Annotated in this window: 16 protein-coding genes; 9 read left to right on the top strand and 7 right to left on the bottom strand. The window is 45.5% G+C overall.

Annotation, left to right across the window (positions count from 1 at the left end; all coding sequences use genetic code 11):
- Window positions 1-65: 65 nt before the first annotated feature.
- On the bottom strand, window positions 66-1,730 hold the full coding sequence (locus L5M40_RS04650) for a methyl-accepting chemotaxis protein (protein ID WP_263256294.1): 1,665 nt from the start codon (window positions 1,728-1,730) through the stop codon (window positions 66-68).
- A 285-nt stretch (window positions 1,731-2,015) separates the two neighbouring features.
- Between L5M40_RS04650 and L5M40_RS04645 the strand changes: the two genes are divergently transcribed.
- Together L5M40_RS04645 and L5M40_RS04640 are read left to right on the top strand one after the other, a co-directional pair.
- Entirely contained in the window at window positions 2,016-2,246 is a 231-nt protein-coding gene (locus L5M40_RS04645) for a hypothetical protein (RefSeq protein ID WP_263169463.1), read from the top strand.
- Between the two features lie 258 nt (window positions 2,247-2,504).
- The gene (locus L5M40_RS04640) at window positions 2,505-4,694 is read left to right on the top strand and encodes an OsmC domain/YcaO domain-containing protein (protein WP_263184447.1); all 2,190 of its coding nucleotides are present in this window, start codon (window positions 2,505-2,507) and stop codon (window positions 4,692-4,694) included.
- A gap of 160 nt (window positions 4,695-4,854) precedes the next feature.
- Here L5M40_RS04640 and L5M40_RS04635 read toward each other — a convergent pair whose 3' ends face one another.
- Window positions 4,855-5,763 (bottom strand): GGDEF domain-containing protein, encoded by a 909-nt coding sequence (locus tag L5M40_RS04635; RefSeq protein ID WP_131523762.1) that lies wholly within the window; start codon window positions 5,761-5,763, stop codon window positions 4,855-4,857.
- A gap of 398 nt (window positions 5,764-6,161) precedes the next feature.
- On the opposite strand from L5M40_RS04635, the gene L5M40_RS04630 reads away from it, so the two are divergent.
- Together L5M40_RS04630 and lgt are read left to right on the top strand one after the other, a co-directional pair.
- Window positions 6,162-6,632, top strand: a complete 471-nt coding sequence (locus tag L5M40_RS04630) for a cupin domain-containing protein (RefSeq protein ID WP_263256293.1) — start codon at window positions 6,162-6,164, stop codon at window positions 6,630-6,632.
- A gap of 216 nt (window positions 6,633-6,848) precedes the next feature.
- A complete protein-coding gene (lgt, locus tag L5M40_RS04625) occupies window positions 6,849-7,628 on the top strand; it encodes a prolipoprotein diacylglyceryl transferase (RefSeq protein ID WP_131523760.1) in 780 nt (259 codons plus the stop codon).
- A 79-nt stretch (window positions 7,629-7,707) separates the two neighbouring features.
- On the opposite strand, the gene L5M40_RS04620 is transcribed toward lgt, so the two are convergent.
- Window positions 7,708-8,625, bottom strand: coding sequence for an alpha/beta hydrolase (locus L5M40_RS04620; RefSeq protein ID WP_219233846.1), 918 nt, complete (start codon window positions 8,623-8,625; stop codon window positions 7,708-7,710).
- A 412-nt stretch (window positions 8,626-9,037) separates the two neighbouring features.
- On the opposite strand from L5M40_RS04620, the gene L5M40_RS04615 reads away from it, so the two are divergent.
- Window positions 9,038-10,399 (top strand): MATE family efflux transporter, encoded by a 1,362-nt coding sequence (locus tag L5M40_RS04615; RefSeq protein ID WP_263256292.1) that lies wholly within the window; start codon window positions 9,038-9,040, stop codon window positions 10,397-10,399.
- A 27-nt stretch (window positions 10,400-10,426) separates the two neighbouring features.
- Here the strand turns inward: L5M40_RS04615 and L5M40_RS04610 are convergent, their stop codons facing one another.
- Window positions 10,427-11,032, bottom strand: coding sequence for a DUF4274 domain-containing protein (locus L5M40_RS04610; RefSeq protein ID WP_263256291.1), 606 nt, complete (start codon window positions 11,030-11,032; stop codon window positions 10,427-10,429).
- A gap of 99 nt (window positions 11,033-11,131) precedes the next feature.
- Window positions 11,132-11,557, bottom strand: coding sequence for an HPP family protein (locus L5M40_RS04605; protein ID WP_212599707.1), 426 nt, complete (start codon window positions 11,555-11,557; stop codon window positions 11,132-11,134).
- Between the two features lie 253 nt (window positions 11,558-11,810).
- Between L5M40_RS04605 and L5M40_RS04600 the strand changes: the two genes are divergently transcribed.
- Complete coding sequence (locus L5M40_RS04600; protein WP_263256289.1) at window positions 11,811-13,577, top strand: alkaline phosphatase D family protein; 1,767 nt, start codon at window positions 11,811-11,813, stop codon at window positions 13,575-13,577.
- A gap of 284 nt (window positions 13,578-13,861) precedes the next feature.
- On the top strand, window positions 13,862-14,428 hold the full coding sequence (locus L5M40_RS04595; RefSeq protein ID WP_028759331.1) for a phosphoribosyltransferase: 567 nt from the start codon (window positions 13,862-13,864) through the stop codon (window positions 14,426-14,428).
- 89 nt (window positions 14,429-14,517) lie between these two features.
- Here the strand turns inward: L5M40_RS04595 and L5M40_RS04590 are convergent, their stop codons facing one another.
- Window positions 14,518-15,795: a glycerophosphodiester phosphodiesterase family protein gene (locus L5M40_RS04590; protein WP_198571893.1), complete on the bottom strand. Its 1,278-nt coding sequence runs from the start codon at window positions 15,793-15,795 to the stop codon at window positions 14,518-14,520.
- 370 nt (window positions 15,796-16,165) lie between these two features.
- Between L5M40_RS04590 and L5M40_RS04585 the strand changes: the two genes are divergently transcribed.
- Window positions 16,166-16,468: a DUF3622 domain-containing protein gene (locus L5M40_RS04585; RefSeq protein WP_105250177.1), complete on the top strand. Its 303-nt coding sequence runs from the start codon at window positions 16,166-16,168 to the stop codon at window positions 16,466-16,468.
- Between the two features lie 380 nt (window positions 16,469-16,848).
- Window positions 16,849-18,033 carry a DUF3103 domain-containing protein gene (locus L5M40_RS04580; protein ID WP_168824720.1) on the top strand — a complete coding sequence of 395 codons (1,185 nt, stop codon included), beginning with the start codon at window positions 16,849-16,851 and terminating at the stop codon, window positions 18,031-18,033.
- Window positions 18,034-18,132: 99 nt separating this feature from the next.
- Here L5M40_RS04580 and azu read toward each other — a convergent pair whose 3' ends face one another.
- Entirely contained in the window at window positions 18,133-18,609 is a 477-nt protein-coding gene (azu, locus tag L5M40_RS04575) for an azurin (RefSeq protein ID WP_028759449.1), read from the bottom strand.
- Window positions 18,610-18,816 lie beyond the last annotated feature (207 nt).

The raw sequence follows: 18,816 nt of genomic DNA, 5'->3' as shown, positions 1-18,816 counted from the left end.
TTACATTTTCAGCAAACCAATGGGTTGCGATGTCTTATTTAGCTTGCAACCCATTGAAAATATTTTTAAATCTTAAACTGACCGACGAGCTTACCTAAGTTAATACCTTCCTGCGACACGGTCTGGCTGACTCTGGCAGCATCTTCGCTGGAATGGAGTAACTCATTCACAATCTCTTGGATGGCGAACACATTACGGTTGATTTCTTCGGTTACAGAGCTTTGTTCCGTGGCCGCCGTCGCAATTTGGGTGCTCATGTCGTTAATGGCCGTGACCGCCGATGTCACTGAACCAAGGCTTTCAGAAATTGCACGGGAAGAGTCTACCGAGCGCACGCAGCTTTGCTGACTTTCTTCCATCGTTTTTACTGCCAATGCGACAAGCTTGTGCAGTTCAGATAGCATCTCATTGATTTCTAAAGTGCTTGATTGCGTTCGGCTCGCTAAGTTACGCACTTCATCGGCCACCACGGCAAAGCCTCGGCCCTGTTCTCCGGCGCGGGCAGCTTCGATGGCTGCATTTAATGCCAATAGGTTAGTTTGCTCAGCAATACCGCCAATCACTGACAGCACGTTGTTGATTTTTTTAGACTGTTCGCTCAAGGATTGAATACTGGCCGCCGCATTGTTGATTTGCGCCATGAGTGCCGAAATTTCTTCTAAAGAAGCATCGACGCAGCGCTGAGCATTGGCTACATCGCCAGTGGCAGCGTGAGTCGCTTCAGCCACTTGCGTGGTATTTTGCGCTACTTCGCTGGCGGTGGCTGACATTTCAGTGATGGCGGTAACCACTTGATCAGTTTCATTGTTATGACTGATGAGTTGGCTCGACATGACTTTGGTTTGATCGTGAATCGCGTTGGCGGCGGTTTTAACTTTAGCCGTCGCGTTTGCCACATCGCCTATTATGGTTTGGAGTTTATCGACAAACAGATTAAAGGATTGACCTAGTTGTGCAATTTCATCTTCACCTTTCACTGTGAGGCGTTTAGTTAAATCGCCTTCGCCTTTGGCGATATCGTTTAAGTTGTCCGCCATATTTTTAATTGGCGCGACCATACGTTGGGCGGTGATCAGAATAACAGCGACAGTAATCGCGGCGAGTAACAGCGCAATTAACAGAATGGCATAGGATTTTTCGATCATCTGCTCAGTGACCGTCGCACGATAATCCTCAACGACAGTGTCGATATCATCGATATAGACTCCCGTGCCTAGCATCCAGTCAGTGCCAGGGATCATCATGGAGTAACCGATTTTTTCAATTTGCTCATTGGTATTGGGTTTTTGAAAGTAGAACGAGAAGTTACCGTCCCCTTTTTTAGCGGCATCGAGTAAACCGACAATGATTTTAGTGCCGCGGGGATCTGTCATATCAATTTTATTTTGCCCTTCGAGGTTGGGCATGACGGCATGGAACAGGTTTTTACCTTGGGAGTCGTAAATAAAGAAGTAACCAGAACTGCCAAAACGGATATCACGTAGCGCTTGGTTTACATTGCCATTTTCTTTTAAAGACAACTGATACTGCACTATTCCTGCGGCAATTTCGGTGGCTTCTTTTATTTGTGTTTTACGTTCACCGATGAGCTTAGTTCTAAAGGTCGTCACTTCATCTGCAAGGGCGTCTTTTTCGACATAGTAAGAAACTGTCATGAGTACGAACAAAGTAAAAATTAAAGGGAATAACGACAACAGCAGTAATTTATTACGTAGGCTGAAATTAGACATGCTTGACGACTCCATGATGAACATCTCTTTTATTGCAGGGCAGTATAGCTAATTTCCCGCATTCTTAAGTGTTTAAGTTAACAAAAATGTAATGGAAATCGATAAAATGCGCGCTGTTGATTTATTCCAAAATCGTTAACTATGCTGTGAATCTAGGCCTTTCTTTTGATCTTTATCAACACTATATGGGCCCAATGCGTTCACTATATTAGCTAAAATTGATGCAAAATTAGCTAGAGCTGGTGCAGGCTGGTGCAAGTAGTGGCGAACAGTAAGGGCTGGGTTGTGACAAATGAAAAGTTGATCCTAACGCTGAAAATCTGCATTAGTGTGGGCATTTGTCTTATTGCGCTGGGTATTTATCTGCATAACTTTAATGAAACCGTTGAGGCTATGGGCGTGCAAGGGATTATTCTCAGCGCCATGTGTGTTGCCTTTGGCATGGCCTTGTCATTACCGACTAAGATGTATTTAACCTTCCTGTTGGTTAAGCGAGAAACTGAAAAACATCCATAATGTGTTTTTGCACAGAGTGTTACTCTGCGACTCATTGGTTTCCTCGCCTTCTTGATACTCAATCTAAGTACTCGCTTAACCCTGCTATTCAACCCACCAAGCTCAGCCGCAAATGGCCTTATTATGGTTTTTAACATAATTAACCCAAGACTAATGGGCCAAAAACACCGATAATTCACCCTTAATGACTCATTACCAATGACGCGACTTGGTCGATGGGCTGCTACAGACTCGCATATTTAGTGGAAATCATATTCAATGGAAATCAAAGTTAATTTTCTCGACAATCTTAGACTTGAAGCCAAGTTTGATGATTTTACCGTGACCGCCGATCAGCCAATCCGCTACAAAGGTGATGGTTCTGCCCCTAGTCCGTTTGACTATTTCTTAGCGTCGTCAGCCCTGTGTGCGGCCTATTTCGTGAAGGTATATTGCAAAGCCCGTGATATTCCAACGGATAACATTAGACTGTCGCAGAATAATATTGTTGATCCAGAAGATCGCTACAATCAGATTTTCCAAATTCAAGTTGAGTTACCCGAAGATATTTCGGAGAAAGATCGCGAAGGTATTTTGCGCTCGATTGACCGTTGTACCGTTAAAAAAGTGGTGCAAACTGGCCCAGAATTTAAAATTGAAACCGTTGAGAACCTAGATTCAGACGCCAATGCCATGTTGATGGGCCAGCCTAATGGCGCATCGAGCACCTTTATTCTGGGTAAAGATCTGCCGCTGGAGCAAACCATTGCCAATATGACGGGCATGCTCGCCGATCTTGGAATGAAGATAGAGATCTCATCATGGCGCAATATCGTGCCGAACGTGTGGTCACTGCACATTCGTGACGCGGCTTCGCCAATGTGTTTCACCAATGGTAAAGGCGCTACCAAAGAAAGCGCGCTGTGTTCGGCGCTCGGCGAGTTTATTGAGCGGTTAAATAATAACTTTTTCTATAATGATCAATTCTTTGGGACTGAAATCGCCAATAGCGAATTTGTGCATTATCCCAATGAAAAGTGGTTTGCGTTAGAGGAAGATGATGCGCTGCCAGCGGGTATTCTGGATGACTATTGTTTAGAGATTTACAACCCAGACGACGAGCTGTGCGGTTCGCACTTGATTGATACTAATTCGGGCAATATTAAGCGCGGCATTTGTGCGATTCCTTACACCCGTAAATCTGACGGTGAAACGGTTTACTTCCCGTCGAACCTGATTGAAAACTTGTTCTTAAGCAATGGTATGAGTGCGGGTAATAACCTGCAAGAAGCCCATGTGCAGTGCTTGTCAGAGATTTTTGAGCGCGCTGTAAAACGCCAAATTATTGAGCAAGAAATTGTCCTGCCCGATGTGCCTATGTCTGTACTAGAAAAGTACCCAAGCATCCTCGCGGGCATTAACGGTTTAGAAGAGCAAGGCTTCCCAGTTGTGGTTAAAGATGCCTCACTCGGCGGCCAGTTCCCAGTGATGTGCGTCACCCTGATGAACCCGAAAACTGGCGGTGTATTCGCCTCCTTTGGCGCGCACCCAAGCTTTGAAGTGGCGTTAGAGCGTAGCTTAACTGAATTGCTGCAAGGCCGTAGCTTTGAAGGCTTAAATGATGTGCCAAAACCGACCTTTAACAGCATGGCGGTCAGCGAGCCAGAAAACTTTGTTGAGCACTTTATTGATTCAACAGGAGTGATTTCATGGCGCTTCTTCAGCAGTAAATTTGATTATGAATTCTGCGAATGGGATTTTTCTGGCACCAGCGAAGAAGAAGCCGACGGCCTGTTTGGGATCTTAGAAGCGTTAGGTAAAGAGGTGTATATCGCCGAGTTTACCGATTTAGGCGCATCGGCGTGTCGTATATTAGTACCTGATTACTCTGAAATTTATCCAGTTGATGACTTGATTTGGGATAACACCAACAAAGCGCTGGCGTACCGTGAAGATATCTTAAATCTGCATTCGTTAAGCACTAAGCAATTGGCTAATTTGGTCAACCGTTTAGAAGAAAGCCAACTCGATAACTACACGGATATTCGCACCTTAATCGGCATTGTATTTGATGAAAATACCGTGTGGGGAAAACTGACGATTATTGAGCTTAAGATCCTGATTTATTTGGCACTCGGTGCACACGAAGACGCGATTGAGCTGGTCGGTGAGTTCCTACAGTTTAACGACAATACCGTTAAACGTGGCCTGTTCTACCAAGCCATGAATGCTGTGCTGGAAGTGACCTTAGATGAAGAGTTAGAACTTGATGATTTTATCCATAACTTCAACCGTATGTTCGGTAAAGAAGTGATGGACAACGTCGTTGGCTCAGTCACAGGTAAAGTGCGTTTTTATGGTTTAACTAAGACTAGCATGCAGCTCGAAGGTATTGAGCCGCATTTAAGATTGATTGAAAGCTATAAGAAGCTGCATCAAGCCCGTAAAACTGCGAAAAACCTGAATTAATTCTGTTATTTGGCATTAGCTTAATGTGTTTAAAAGCGAACCTTTTGGTTCGCTTTTTTGTTTGTTGCTCTTTTGATTCGCGCTTCTTATGAGCACTTGTGGCTATCATTTATTAAGGGCGCTTGTTATTGCTATGTGTGGTTTGAAATGTTCAGCCCGCTCAGGCTGTATTTGATATAACTCGATTTTTACCGTTACGTTTAGCTTGATACAAGGCCGCATCGGCCCGCTTAAGCGTTTCTTCATAGGACTTATCCAATGGTTCGATAGAGGCGACTCCAATGCTTACGGTGGCAAACAAGCCATTGACCGCATATTTTTGCAGTTCAGTGTAAAAGCAATCGCAGAGGTATTCTGCAAATTCAACCGCTTGCGAATGCTCAACCCCAGGTAGGGCAATCACAAATTCATCGCCACCAAAACGATACGCGCTATCGGTTTTTCTAAATTGAGTTCGGCAGGTTTCGGCAACTGCGATGATGATTTGATCGCCAGCATAGTGACCCAACTGATCATTGATGGACTTTAAATGGTCTAAATCGAGGATCAAGATTGAGGTGGGAATACGGTGGCGCTGAAATATATCGAATTGGAAGGTTAAATCACGTTCTAAACGGCGACGGTTATACAACCCTGTCAGTTGATCGGTATCGCTGAGCTGACGTAGTTGCAGTTCAAGCTCATGCCGCTTGGAAATATTACTGGCAACCCAAAGCACCACAGGCTCATCATCAACCAGAAAGTCTAGTGCTTGAATGCGTCCCTCAAACCAAATGGGTTGTTCTGGGCCTATATCGGGTAAGCCTTTGACATCTTTATTGCTCAATTCATATTCTTCGATCAGTAATTTTCGGCTGGTTAATGCACTTTCGATAACCTGTAAAAAGTAATTGAGTTTGTCAGCCTTTAACACATCGCTAAGATATAAGCCGATTAGTCCACTACCATCGTGGTAATAACGGTCATCTTTACCACCGAAGACGGCAATGTATTTACCACTTTTTGACAGAACAAAAGTAGGATCAGGAAGTGCATCAAGGACTAAAGCCATTTCTTCTATTTTGATCATCGATTAAAATCCCTGTGGAAAATCACCCAACCTTAAGTCCGCGTGTCCAAGTTATCATAGATAAACTACTCTTTGGCGCTTTAGCCGCGAATGCATCCTGCGAACTCATTACAATTTAGCCGCTTTTGTGGGTAACAACAAACCATAACAATATGCCGTACAATTTATTTGTCGTCGCGATTTTACCAAGGCATCAGAGCGTTCGATGGCGCAGAGTTGTATCCCTGTTGAGGCTTAAAACCTAAGCCTTGCGATCGTATCGAGTCAGTCGTGATGTCTTGAACTTTAGCGTTTGTGCTTATGTTCAAAAAGCTTCATTGCAGTGCTTAGTGGACAGATGATTTTCGAGTAGAATCTAGGGCCTTAATTGTGGTTTTAATTTTACACAGGGATTTATAATGCATACTGCAGATGATTTTATTGAACATTTAGCGCTAGAGCAGCATGTTGAAGGCGGTTATTACCGCTCATCCTATCGTTCAGAAACGGCATTTGATCAGACTCGGGCATTATGGAGCAGTATCTATTTTTTGCTGCGTACGGGAGAGGTTTCCCATTTCCATCGTCTGACAGCTGATGAAATGTGGTATTTCCATGCGGGGCAATCGCTGACGATTTACATGATTGATCCTGATGGGGTGCTAACAACGGCGCAATTAGGGCTTAATTTAGTTGCGGGCGAGCGGCCACAGTTTTTAGTCCCTAAGGGCTGTATATTTGGTTCAGCCATGAATCAAGATGGTTTTTCATTAGTGGGCTGCATGGTATCGCCTGGTTTTACCTTTGATGATTTTGAGCTGTTTAGCCAACAAACTTTGTTAGCCCAATATCCACAGCATAGTGACATCATCCAACGTCTGAGCCGTTAGGGGAGCGCTAAAGTCAGTTAAATTTAGCCAGTTGATTCGTTAAATGGTAACTTGGTTGACATTGCCTCATTCGGCTAATCCAAGGTCGCTCTGAGTCATTAAATTTGACTCAATAGTAAGATATCCCCGCGACAAGGCTTGTCTATTGGCGTTTAACCACGTAAAACATGCTTTTTGGCGTACCTCTATGTACCAAGTGTTATGGAGTAATTGAATTTGGAACACTTAGTGTGGGAGCTCGATCCTGTATTAATCTCGTTTATGGGACTAAAAATACATTGGTATGGAGTCCTGTTTGCTGTTGCTATTACTGCTGGTTTTCAGGTGATGAAGCGGATTTATATCAAGGAAAATCTCGATCTTGAGTCCCTTGATAATTTACTGATTTATTGTGTGGTTGGCATTATTGTGGGTGCGCGTTTGGCCCATTGTATGTTCTACGATCCGACTTATTACTTTGCTCATCCGCTTAAAATTTTGGCGATTTGGGAAGGCGGACTCGCCAGCCACGGTGGTGGTTTAGGCGCGATTCTGGCCTTGTATTATTACCAACGTAAAGTGAAGCTACCCTTCCTGTTTTTGTTGGACAGACTCGCGATCGCAACCGCCATTTTTGGCTTTTTTGTGCGTATGGCAAACTTCGCCAACTCAGAAATTTTAGGCGATCCTACGACTCAACCTTGGGGCATTATATTTGCCCGTGTCGACATGTTGCCAAGACATCCAGCACAGCTCTATGAGGCTTTCGCTTATTTAGCTATCTTTATTGGTCTGTATGCTTTGTATCAATACACGCAGATTAAACAAAGACATGGGGCTATTTTCGGCCTGTTTCTGGTATCGGTGTTTAGTGCGCGAATTGCGATTGAGTCGATTAAAGTTAGCCAAGCGGCTTACTCTGAAACTTTCTTAAGTGCGGGACAACTTCTGAGCTTACCGTTTTTAGCCGTAGGTATAGTCTTGTTGTTCTTGGCGTATCGAAAGAAAACCGTTTAAATTTAAATATCAAACGGTTAAAAAAGGCTTTCTATCTAGATAGAAAGCCTTTTTTATGAATTAATCATCAAGTATGACGTTAGGCTGTCTTCACTATATTGGTCACCTGCACCATGGCATCCCGAGCGGAACGGCTCACGCCCGAGAGTTGGAAGAAACCATGGATGACGCCAAGATAACGACGGCAGTGGGCATTTACGCCAGCCTCTAATAGATTCCTAAATAGCTGTTCACCTTCATCGACGAGTGGATCGAATTCGGCGGTGATGATATGGGTTTCGGGTAAGCCTGCTAAGTCATCACGGCGTAGTGGACTGGCTTCGGCATCGGTTCTGGGGTGCCAATCTAAATACAGATCGAAACCTGTTAGCAAGGTGTCGCGGGTGATGATGTATTTCTCGCCATTGTCGCTATAGCTTTGGCTCTTCGCGGTGGCATCGAGCATAGGATAGATAAGCACTTGTTTGTGTGGCAACCATTGCCCTTTGGCTTTTAAACGCAGGCAAGTGACTAGGGCTAAATGGCCGCCGGCGCTGTCGCCCATTAGGGTGATCTTAGTGTTATCACCGCCCCATTGGTGACAATGTTGATAGATGACTTCTGCGGCATGGCAGGCATCGTCGTGGGCAGCGGGATAAACATGTTCTGGGGCGAGGCGATAGCGAACGGCGATCACCAGTGCGCCAGAATCATTAGCGAGTTTTCGCAGTTGTTGATTGTGGGTTTCAACGCCGCCACTGACAAAACAGCCACCATGGTAGTAAATGACGATAGGTAAATTGTTTGCCGCCGAGGGTTTGAACAGAGTTAATTCTGCGCCATCGATGGAAATAGATCTAACCTCGAACACCTCTTCAGGCTCACCTGCGAGTACAGTGCTGGCGATATAACCTTGCCTACGTTGCTCAATGGTTTGCTCTCGCACCGATGGGCAACCCGCCGCGATAAACTCGCTAACTAATTGTTTAATTCCCTCTTCTAAATAGAGTTGGCTCATTTAATACTCCCTCAATTTTTAGTGCGCTCGGCTGTTCTGCAATGGGCTGAGTTTATCGGCAGCTTAATTGAATTGGTAGCCTAGATTCACACTCAGCCATGAGCTCTATCATGATTGCGGAAATTAACTTTGGTATTAACTTAGTAATGAATACGGTTGCAGTCGGCATCTTTTTCACTATTACAGATTGAGTTGTAGGGTGTCTTGTAAGAAAATTACCAACTTAATTGACTGTCAGGCTTAATGCGCTTAAATGTCCGCCTGATTGTGCGTTCGATAGCACTTTGATGTCGATTTGTGAAAGTGGGTTTCAGTCTCTTGGCTAAAATATAGGTTGCCAAGATGCAGTTTGAGCGACACATTGAGCCAGCGATCACACTCGTTATTCGTTCTCTATTTGCAGGAATCTTTCGTGGCCAAAGCACCCAAAACATTGCAACAGCGCATGGGCATAGTTGCCCTGACGTGGCCGATTTTTATCGAGACCTTGTTGCAATCTCTGCTTGGGATCAGCGATATCTTTATGCTGAGCCATTATTCCGATAATGCGGTTGCCGCGGTGGGACTCACTACTCAGTTGATGTTCTTCATGATGGTCATGTCCATGATGGTGAGTACGGGCGCAAGTATTTTGATTAGCCAAAGCAATGGGGCAGGCCAACCGCAGCAGGCTGTCGATATCGGGGTGGCGAGTGTCGTATTGAGTTTGGTATTAGCCTTGGTCATGGGCGCATCTATGTTCTTTGGTGCTAAGGGCATTATCGGCTTATTTGCACTTGAGCACGATGTGGCTGGTTTTGGATATGACTATTTGGTGATTTGCGGCAGCTTGAGCATAGGGCTAGTGATGAACATTGCCTTCGCTGCTATTTTGCGTAGTTACGGTTTTACCCGCTCGGCCATGTTAGTCACCTCGAGCACGGGCTTAATGAACGTGATCGGTAATTATATTGCCCTGTATTCACCCTTTGGTTTACCTGTTTATGGGGTAACAGGGGTGGCGATATCGACAGTGACCAGCCAGATCATCGGTGCGTTTATCATGCTGATGGTGATCCGGTATAAGCAAATTCCGCTGCCACTGCAAAGACTTAAGCTCTTACCGCGCAGCACTTATTGGAGTGTGATGCGTATTGGCCTGCTCAATGCTGGCGAGATGCTGTCTTACAATGTGGCTCAGATGACCATCATCTACTTTATCAGCCAGATGGGCACTTTATCGCTCACGGCCTACACCTATGGCTTGAATATTAGCCGTTTTATCTATTGTTTTGCGGTAGCACTCGGGCAGGCGACGCAAATTCAGACTGGATACTATGTAGGTAAACAATGGTTCGATGAAATCACCACTCGGGTGCAGCGTTACTGTTTGGTGGGCTTTGTCGCTTCACTGACCATAGTATTAGTCTTCTACTGGCAGCGTTTCCTGATTGTCGGCTGGTTGAGTGAAAACGAAGAAGTCATCCAATTAACAGCGTTATTGCTTGCGGGTTCCATCGCGCTTGAAACAGGGCGAGTGTTTAATCTGGTGATTATCTCGGCGCTCAAGGGCGCGGGTGATGTGGCATTCCCTGTGCGTATAGGCCTCTTTAGTATGTGGGGCATTGGCGTGTTATTGGCTTGGTTCTTTGGCTTGCATTTAGGTTATGGCGTGCTTGCAGCCTGGCTTGCTGTGGCTGCCGATGAATGGATCCGCGGTCTGATTATGGTGCACCGTTGGCGCTCAGGCCGCTGGCAGCGTTTTACGCGTATTCCGCCAGTAACCCCAGCTTAAACTATTCTGATATCAAAAGGTCAATGCTTATTGGTTGCCCCATTTGCCCGATTTCAGTAGTTCATTTTTAAATTGTAGATACCTTGGGTGCCCTTCATCGGTTTCGATTTCCATAGTGCTATAAGGGGCAAAAATAGCCCCTGGAATTTGGCATCCTCTAGTAAGAACGTCTTCTAATGAGGGCATAAAACATTCTTTAATCGGGTCAAAATGGATTTTATAACTGGCATAGCCGCGCGTGACAAATCTATCGGTTATGGTTTTGAATAGCTGTCCAAAAGGTGTGTCGAGTGTCTCTGGCGTGGAGTAATAAAAGCCTTGTCCGTACCAGTAGAGTAATAAGGCGGTACCTGCGTCGCAGAGTGGATGTTCAATAATCGCCCTGACCATGTTTGGGTCATGATCGTCCCAATTCAAGTTCCCCGCGACAAAATGCAATTCCTCCATACTTTGTAAGTCACTGATACAGGTGATTTGTGTCGCCGCTTTGCCAAAGTAGGTACTGTCTTGATGTAAAAAGTCGTAATCGGGATCGGCGAGTAATTTGGCGAGTTGTTGTTGATTGGCAAAACAGCCAAATTCTGCGCATTCATAGGCGCGAATAAATTGTTCCTGGGAGAGTAATTTAGCCAAGGGAATCCTTTCTTTTTATAGAAAATACAGTTTATAAAAAATACAACGCCAGCTTTTACGTAGTAAAAGGCTGACATAGAAGAAAAGGAGCGTAAAACGTTACGCTTGCTGTTGCAGCAGGGTACGGCACAGCTTAATAAAGTCCGATGAGGTGACAATACCGAGCACCTTTTTATCGACATCGACGACGGGCAAGCAGCCGAGTTTGTTCTCAATAAAATATTCCACCACCACAGTTAAGGGCTCGTCGGCGGTTAGATGCTGATACTCTTTATCCATCACTGTCGTGATTGGCGTGTATCGCTCTTTACGTTCGAGCGCGCCTTGGCCGTATTTGTTTAGCATAGACATCACGCTGGCGATCATTTTTTTATGGGTGAGTACGCCAACGAGGGTGCCATCAATTTCAGAAATCACAGGTAAGTGGCGTACGCCACGGGTTTGCATCAGATGGTGGGCATCTTTCAAACTGGCGCCATCGCTGATGCAGATGACTTGATCACTCATAATATCGCTGACTTTCATTATATAAATTCCTTTTCTTGCCATTCTCTGGCGTGCATTTCACACGCTGCGTTAGCCGGCACCGATGTTAGCAGCTTCTCTGTAACCTACGCCAGTCCTGCACAAATAAAGTACGCTATCCAGTATAAGTGTTTGAATTGATAGATATCATAAAAGGCTGACAAAGATGTCACAAATATGTAACAGTGATATCTCACAATCGTGGTCTTATTAGACCTCATACCAGTGAAGCCTTTTCTAACAAGGAATAATAATGAATCGTACCGTAACTCGTCGTGATTTTTTGGCTATGTCGGCCAAAGGTGTTGGTGTTGCTGTGATCTCTTACGGCTTGATGGGCTGTAGTGATAGTAATGATGATAATTCTGTACCCGCGCAATTTTTACATGGAATTGCCAGTGGCGATCCGGCAGTCGATGCCGTGATCCTCTGGACCCGTGTCACGCCTGAGTCTGAGGGCGATGTAAAAGTGAGTTGGCAAGTGGCAAGCGATGCGGCCTTTAGTCAATTAGTGACCACAGGTGAGACTGTCACTAATGCGAGCCGTGACTACACGGTTAAGATTGATGCCCGTGGTTTACGTGCCGGGCAAACCTACTTTTATCGCTTTATGACGGGTGATAAAACCTCTGTTGTGGGTAAAACCCGCACTCTGCCTGAGGGTGACGTAAGCTCAGTCAAATTAGCCGTGATGTCCTGTGCTAACTTTCCTGCCGGTTATTTTAACGTCTATGAGTTAGCGGCGGCGCAGGATGATTTAGATGCTGTGGTGCATTTAGGCGATTACATCTATGAATATGCCCGCGGTGGTTATGCCAGTGAGCATGCTGCCGAATTGGGGCGTGAAGTGTTACCCGCCAATGAGTTGCTGACGTTGAGTGATTACCGCACTCGCCATGGTCAGTACCATACCGATGCGAGTCTGCAAAAGTTACACGCGAAAGTGCCTTTTATTACAGTGTGGGATGATCATGAAGTGGCCAATGATACTTGGCGTGATAGTGCCGAGAATCACAACGAAGGCGAAGGGGATTTTGCCGTTTGTAAAGAAGCGGCACTACAAGCTTATTTCGAGTGGTTGCCGATTCGCCCATGGCGTGAAGGGAACCATGAAGAGATTTACCGCAGCTTCAGTTACGGCAATCTCGTCGATCTGCATATGCTGGATACTCGCGTATTAGCCCGTGATAAACAGCTCGATTATGCCGATTATATGGACCCTACCACGGGCTCGTTTGCGGGTGAGCGTTTCCTTGCCGATGTCACTTCGACCACTCGCACTATGCTGGGGTTGACGCAATTATTATGGCTGCAGGGCACATTGCTACAGTCGACAGGCAAGTGGCAGGTACTGGGACAGCAGGTATTAATGGGTAAGATGTCATTGCCTGCGGCGATTGCCACTCAGCAGATGAGCATTCCTCAATTTGCCATGTTAGGGGCTTTAGCTAAGTTAGCGGCCCGTGCGGCGGCAAATGATCCCACGCTGACTGCCCAAGAGCTGCAATATCTTCAAGCCAATCAAGCCTTACTCACGCCAGAAGTTATCGGACTGCTGCAATTACCTGCCATTCCATACAACTTAGATGCTTGGGATGGTTATGCCTATGAGCGTGAAGTGATTTTAGGTACGGCTAAATCGAAAAATCTCAACCTAGTTGTGATCGCGGGTGACACCCATAATGCATGGGCAAACGAGCTTAAAGATGTGCAAGGCGATACTGTGGGTGTTGAGTTTGCGACTAGCTCAGTATCATCGCCAGGCCTTGAATATTACTTGAATCTGCCAGCGGAACAGATCCCCGCGACCGAGGCGGCAATCGTCGAGTTAGTGCCAGATCTTAAGTACGCTAACTTAAAAGACCGAGGCTTTATGACGCTCACCTTTACCGCTGATGAGGTGCGCAGCGACTGGCATTATGTGGATACCATTTTGTCGAAGGATTTCCAAGTCGCAACGGCCCGTGGTTATAGCACTAAGACAAAAGTAGGTGAGCATGTGATTACGCCTATCGTTTAATGCGGTATTGTTCGCTTGTTTATCGGCCACCTTAGGGTGGCCTTTTTGTTGCTTTTGGCTTTAAAAGGCAAAATAAATGTCTGTTGTCACGCAAGTTCTTACTATTACTGCAGCACATCGCATTTTTTTGGTATAAAATTCGCTCCCAAAATTCGGCGGCTGCCTACACTTGCTAAGGCAAAGCTGTTCTAGTGTTTTGGGAACCTTTACCCGCCGAACAGACCTTACAGGGGTCATAAGCTTTAACGACCTAAGAATAAAATCAATGTGATGGGGACTGTGTCATGTCAGAAAAGTATTTTGTTACCGCGCAGCAATTGCTGGAAGATTCATTTTTATTAGCTTCGCAAGTGTATGAGAGTGGCTTTCGTCCGCAATTTATCGTGGGTATTTGGCGTGGCGGTGCTCCAATCGGGATCGCGGTACAGGAGTTTTTCGATTTTAAACAAGTTGAAACTGATCACATTGCCGTGCGTACCTCTTCTTATTATGGGATTGGCACCGACAAACAAAGCAAAGAAATCAAAGTTCATGGCCTGCATTACATCGTTGAAAATGCGAACGCGAGTGACGGTTTGTTGATTGTGGATGACGTGTTTGACTCTGGCCGTAGTATTCATGCATTAAAAGAAAAACTCAGCCAACTGATGCGCCTAAATATGCCAACCGATATCCGTATCGCTTGCCCTTATTACAAGCCAAAAAATACCGCAGTGCCTTTAAAACCCGACTATTACATTCATGCCTCTGAAGACTGGTTAGTTTTCCCGCACGAAGTCACAGGTTTAACGCCTGAAGAAATTGCCGAAGGTAAGGGCGATTTAAAGAATATTCAGCACCTGTTTAAATAGCTTGCTCGCGGCGAGACAAAGACTATTTTCGCAATAAAAAAACGCGTTAACGATGAATCGTTAACGCATTTTTTTTTCTGTTTTAAAACTTATAAATCCATACAGTTAGCATAGTAAGTCACTGTGGCGGGCCAGTCGGAGAACACTCCAATCACGCCAACATCTTTCGCCAGTACATCAAGTAATTCAAAGGTATCGCCTTCGTTATCTATCGCTTCGGTAATGCTTTGATAGTAAAAGCCGCCGCCATTTTTTAATAAACCAGATCGCTCCAGCGACCAAGTGATGATCTTAAGCCCTGCGCCTTTGGCGGCCTTAGCGTATTCCGAAGGAATGATCTTTTTGTCCGCATCTAAGGCGACTAATACCCAGAGTGGCGGCGCAATAATTTCGACGCCTTGGGTCTTTAAATCCGCCATTGATGGCGACCAAGTGGCAGAGTTCTGCGGATCAAAGGCGCTGTTATAATCGTATCTATCATCGAGAAACACAGCTTGCTTCGCAAATTCAGGTGCGTTGGCGACCCAATATTTGATGTCATCCAAAATAAATGACTGGGGGAATACTTGCGAAACATCGACGCCCGCCGCCGTGTATTCATCCAACATTTTTTGCGCGTAATCCTGCTGAGTAAAACCATCGAAGGGCATAGATACGCTGGCGGCTTTTAGCTCAGGCGTCATCTTCACACCGGCTTTTTTAAACATTTCAATACTTTCAGCGTGGGTCATCAAGGTGCCATTGCCAGCATAAAGATCGGTGCGCCAGCTTGGGGTACCATTGATGAATTCGGCCGCAGTGGTCGCTTTCGGATTGTTGCCTTCCATCTTACCCTTGAGAGTTTTAAATTCGGCGAGGGTGATATCGCTAGTGCAACAGGTTGCCGATGCGCTGACGCCATTGGCGGCATCAGCAGGAGTGAATGGGCTCGAACATTTATTGGCAAGTTCGGGTATGGCTAAAATGTTGGTCGTGCTAGCAAGATCGCACTGTGAGTGGCGGCAAACTAAAGCTTTATCGGCGGTGAATGTGACATCACATTCGACTATGCCTGCGCCCGAATCGATAGCCGCTTGGTAGGATTCCTTTGTATGCTCAGGGAATTTCATTGGCGCGCCACGGTGACCTATGGAAAATTCGCTGCGATAAAAATTGTCAGTGGTGCATTGTTCTAAGCGGGTTTTAAGTGTGCTGTCTTGCATCTGACGTACGAGGAATAAGGGTCTTTCTCCCACTTGAGCTGGAACGGGTTTGCTGGTGGATGGCGTGACTGCGGCGTTATCATCGTCATTATTGCAACCGGCTAATAAAGCGCTCGTGGCAATTAACAGGCCGAGTGAGAGCGACGAAATAGGGTGTAGTTTCATCAGATTTACCTATGAGTAATGATGTAAATTATTAATATTAATCAGAAACTCTAAAGTGTTAATGTGACTGAAAAAGCCTATTTGTATGACATAAACAAGAATATATACCGTTTGCACGACGATTATCTAAGGCACGCTAGCTTACAATAAACTGCCTTAGACAGAGGACGGTCGGGATATATGCACAGTGTTGCTTTAGATGTGAGTATTGACTCCACTGAGCGAGTCGATGAAACTGGCATGAATATTTTCATCTGGGCGATCTTTCTGGGCCGAAATCAAGTACACTGCGCTCCTTTTGTTTTATGATGAGCGTTTGGTTCGCTTGATAAGACAAACGTGACAAGCATCATTTAGGAAATAGAGCAGAATGAGCAAGGGCAAAAAATACGATTTTCGCGTGACACAGGGCGACAACGGTTGGAAAACTGAAATCACTCGTCGCATGACATCAACTAAAACAGTTGTGTCTAAGAGCCACGATGGCTTTGCGACTGAAGCCGAAGCGCAAGCTTGGGGCTTAACTGAATTACAAGTGTTTTTAGGCACGTTAACTGAGCGCAATAAACGTCGCTCAGAGAAACAAGCTAAAGCAAAATTAGCCGCTGCATTAGCGGCTGAAGCGGCAACTGATGCCGAAGATCTTGATGAAGATGATTTCGACGAAGAGTAACACTCATTCGTTTAACCTTGTCTTATCAAGCCAGTGTGACTGTTAGGGCGCGCATAACGGGTTCTGAAACGTCACTTTGGCGATGAACAGCAAAAGGCAGATCTTAAGATCTGCCTTTTGTGTTTTTGTCGCTCGCGAAACTGTGCATATCAATTCATTTCATCCTATTTCCTCGTTTATCTTCATACACTCTGTTCGGCTGGACTGATCTGTTGATGCTGTCATTAGCTTGTTTTTATCGCATTTAGCCGGGATTACGTACCCTATACCATTAATAATTAACGATAACTATTATCATTTGATTTACTTAGATGCTGCTCTGTGCTCATATGTAAGGAATTCGAACGCACGTTTAACTTTATCAAGGTAAGGGAACTCCTATGAAACTACTTCAATCCAGTTTATTGCTGTGTTTGTCGGCTTCGGCAACCCTGAGTTATGGCCAAGCCTTAGATGGAGAGGCGTTACGCTTACTACAAGCGTCGCTAAAGGATTCGACTTTGGATGCACAAGCGCAGTTAACCAATACAAAGCGGGCATTGGCGTTAGATTTAAGCCATCAATATGCGCAGCTTGCGCCTATCTTACAGACTGAAATAAACCAGTATCAGTTAGCAGTGAATGCCGATGACATTCTGTCTCAGCATAGGCTCAATGATCATGTGATCACCAAAGCCGATGCATCAATTCGCCGAGTGAAGGGCTTAAGTGCCAAAGCAGATTCTCTGGTGCAAGTGCGTCTAGCGGATGAAGCCATGTTAACCCCATGGCAGCAAGGTGAGTCTCCTTTATTTGCCTATGAGCCCGATGGTGACGAGCGTCAGTGGGATTATATTGAAGCCTTTGATATTCATGGGCAAGTGCATCAATTAGACGTGTATAACCTGCCGCAGCAGCCAGTGTTTGTGGTCGGTATCGATAGCAAAAAAGCCTTTGTGGCTGGCTTAGAGGTGATGCGGGCGACATTTGCCGAGGCGCAGTCAGCGAAAAAAGAGGGCGCGCTACTGAGCCGTGCGCAAACACAGGCGGTGGCAGACAAGCCGATTTCAACCACAGTGATCAAGCAAATATCCTTGAAGGATGACCATGAGCCGTGGATTTCTGGTCGTGCCGAAATTTACGGCATAGTGACTGGGGTTGATCCAAGCCGTGAAGAGCCAGTGCTCGATATCGTCGAAATGCCCTATTTAGATTATGCGGATACGACCTATTATCCGAATCAAATCATCATACATTGGGAGCGTTATCGTTGGGCGGCTGCGGACATGATCTTAATGGAGCATGACGATGGTACTAACTATAAAGTGTTGGCCACTAAGCTGTTGGAAGCGGCGGAGCAGATCTTAAAGTCGATCCCCGATCCTGAAGCTCAGGGTTATGCGCTGATCCCGCAAATTACCAATGGTATTTTAAGTGTGATGCCGGATGCTTGGTTCACCAATGACGATGACTTTGTCGACGTGTATTACACTTTACAGGAAGGGGTTGAATATCCTAACTTGAACGGCGCTAACGGTAATACGATGACGAGCTTTGCGCCATTAGTCATCCAACCAAGACCATGATGAATTAGTGCGGCTAAATGCAATGGCTGAAATGTAAAAGCGGATCCTAAGATCCGCTTTTTTGTTTTTATCACTTAACGTTAGGCTAAGCCATTCACCTTAAGCTTTTAACTTGAAACTGCCTTGCATAATCGCCCAGTGACCTGGGAAGCTGCAGAAGAATTGGTAGGCTTCGGTGGCGCTCATACCGGCAGTGCTAAAGGTGATAGACGTTGATTCGCCACCGCCCACTAAATCAGTGTGTGCGATAACGCGCGTATCACCGGCTTTGACATAGGCTGCATCAGGACCTGCACTCATACCTTCGGTCGCTACGGCTGACATATCGGCTGCCTTAGTTAATACCCAGTTATGGCCCATCGCTGCTTTTGGCAAAGTGCCTGAGTGGGTTAAGGTTAAGGTCACTTCTTTACAGCTTGCAGGTACAGACAGCTCTTTAGTGTCAAATTGCATTGCATCAGTGGCGGCAATTTTCAGTTCACATTCGTTGGCACTCGCTTGGCTAGCGAATAATAATCCTAGGCCGATTAGGCTAGTGCTGGTCACGTTACGTAAAGCTGTGCTTTTTGCTTTCATCTGGTACTTCCTTATTTGAACAAGGGTAGCCGAGCCGTTTTGACTCGGACATGCACCTGCTAGCATAAGCAATCTTCATTAAATGGGAATGAAATCAGCGTGTAAATTATGTATATGCAACTTTAGGTTGAAAGCTTGCATCGTTATTGGCGGCAAAATTGTTAGCGGTAAACATAGGTGAGTACTTATTTGGAGTGAACTAAGTAC

The sequence above is a fragment of the Shewanella sp. SM68 genome (assembly GCF_025653925.1).
Lineage (GTDB): Bacteria > Pseudomonadota > Gammaproteobacteria > Enterobacterales > Shewanellaceae > Shewanella > Shewanella oncorhynchi.
Note: the sequence above shows the minus strand (reverse complement) of the source record. Positions and strands in the feature narration are given on the sequence as shown.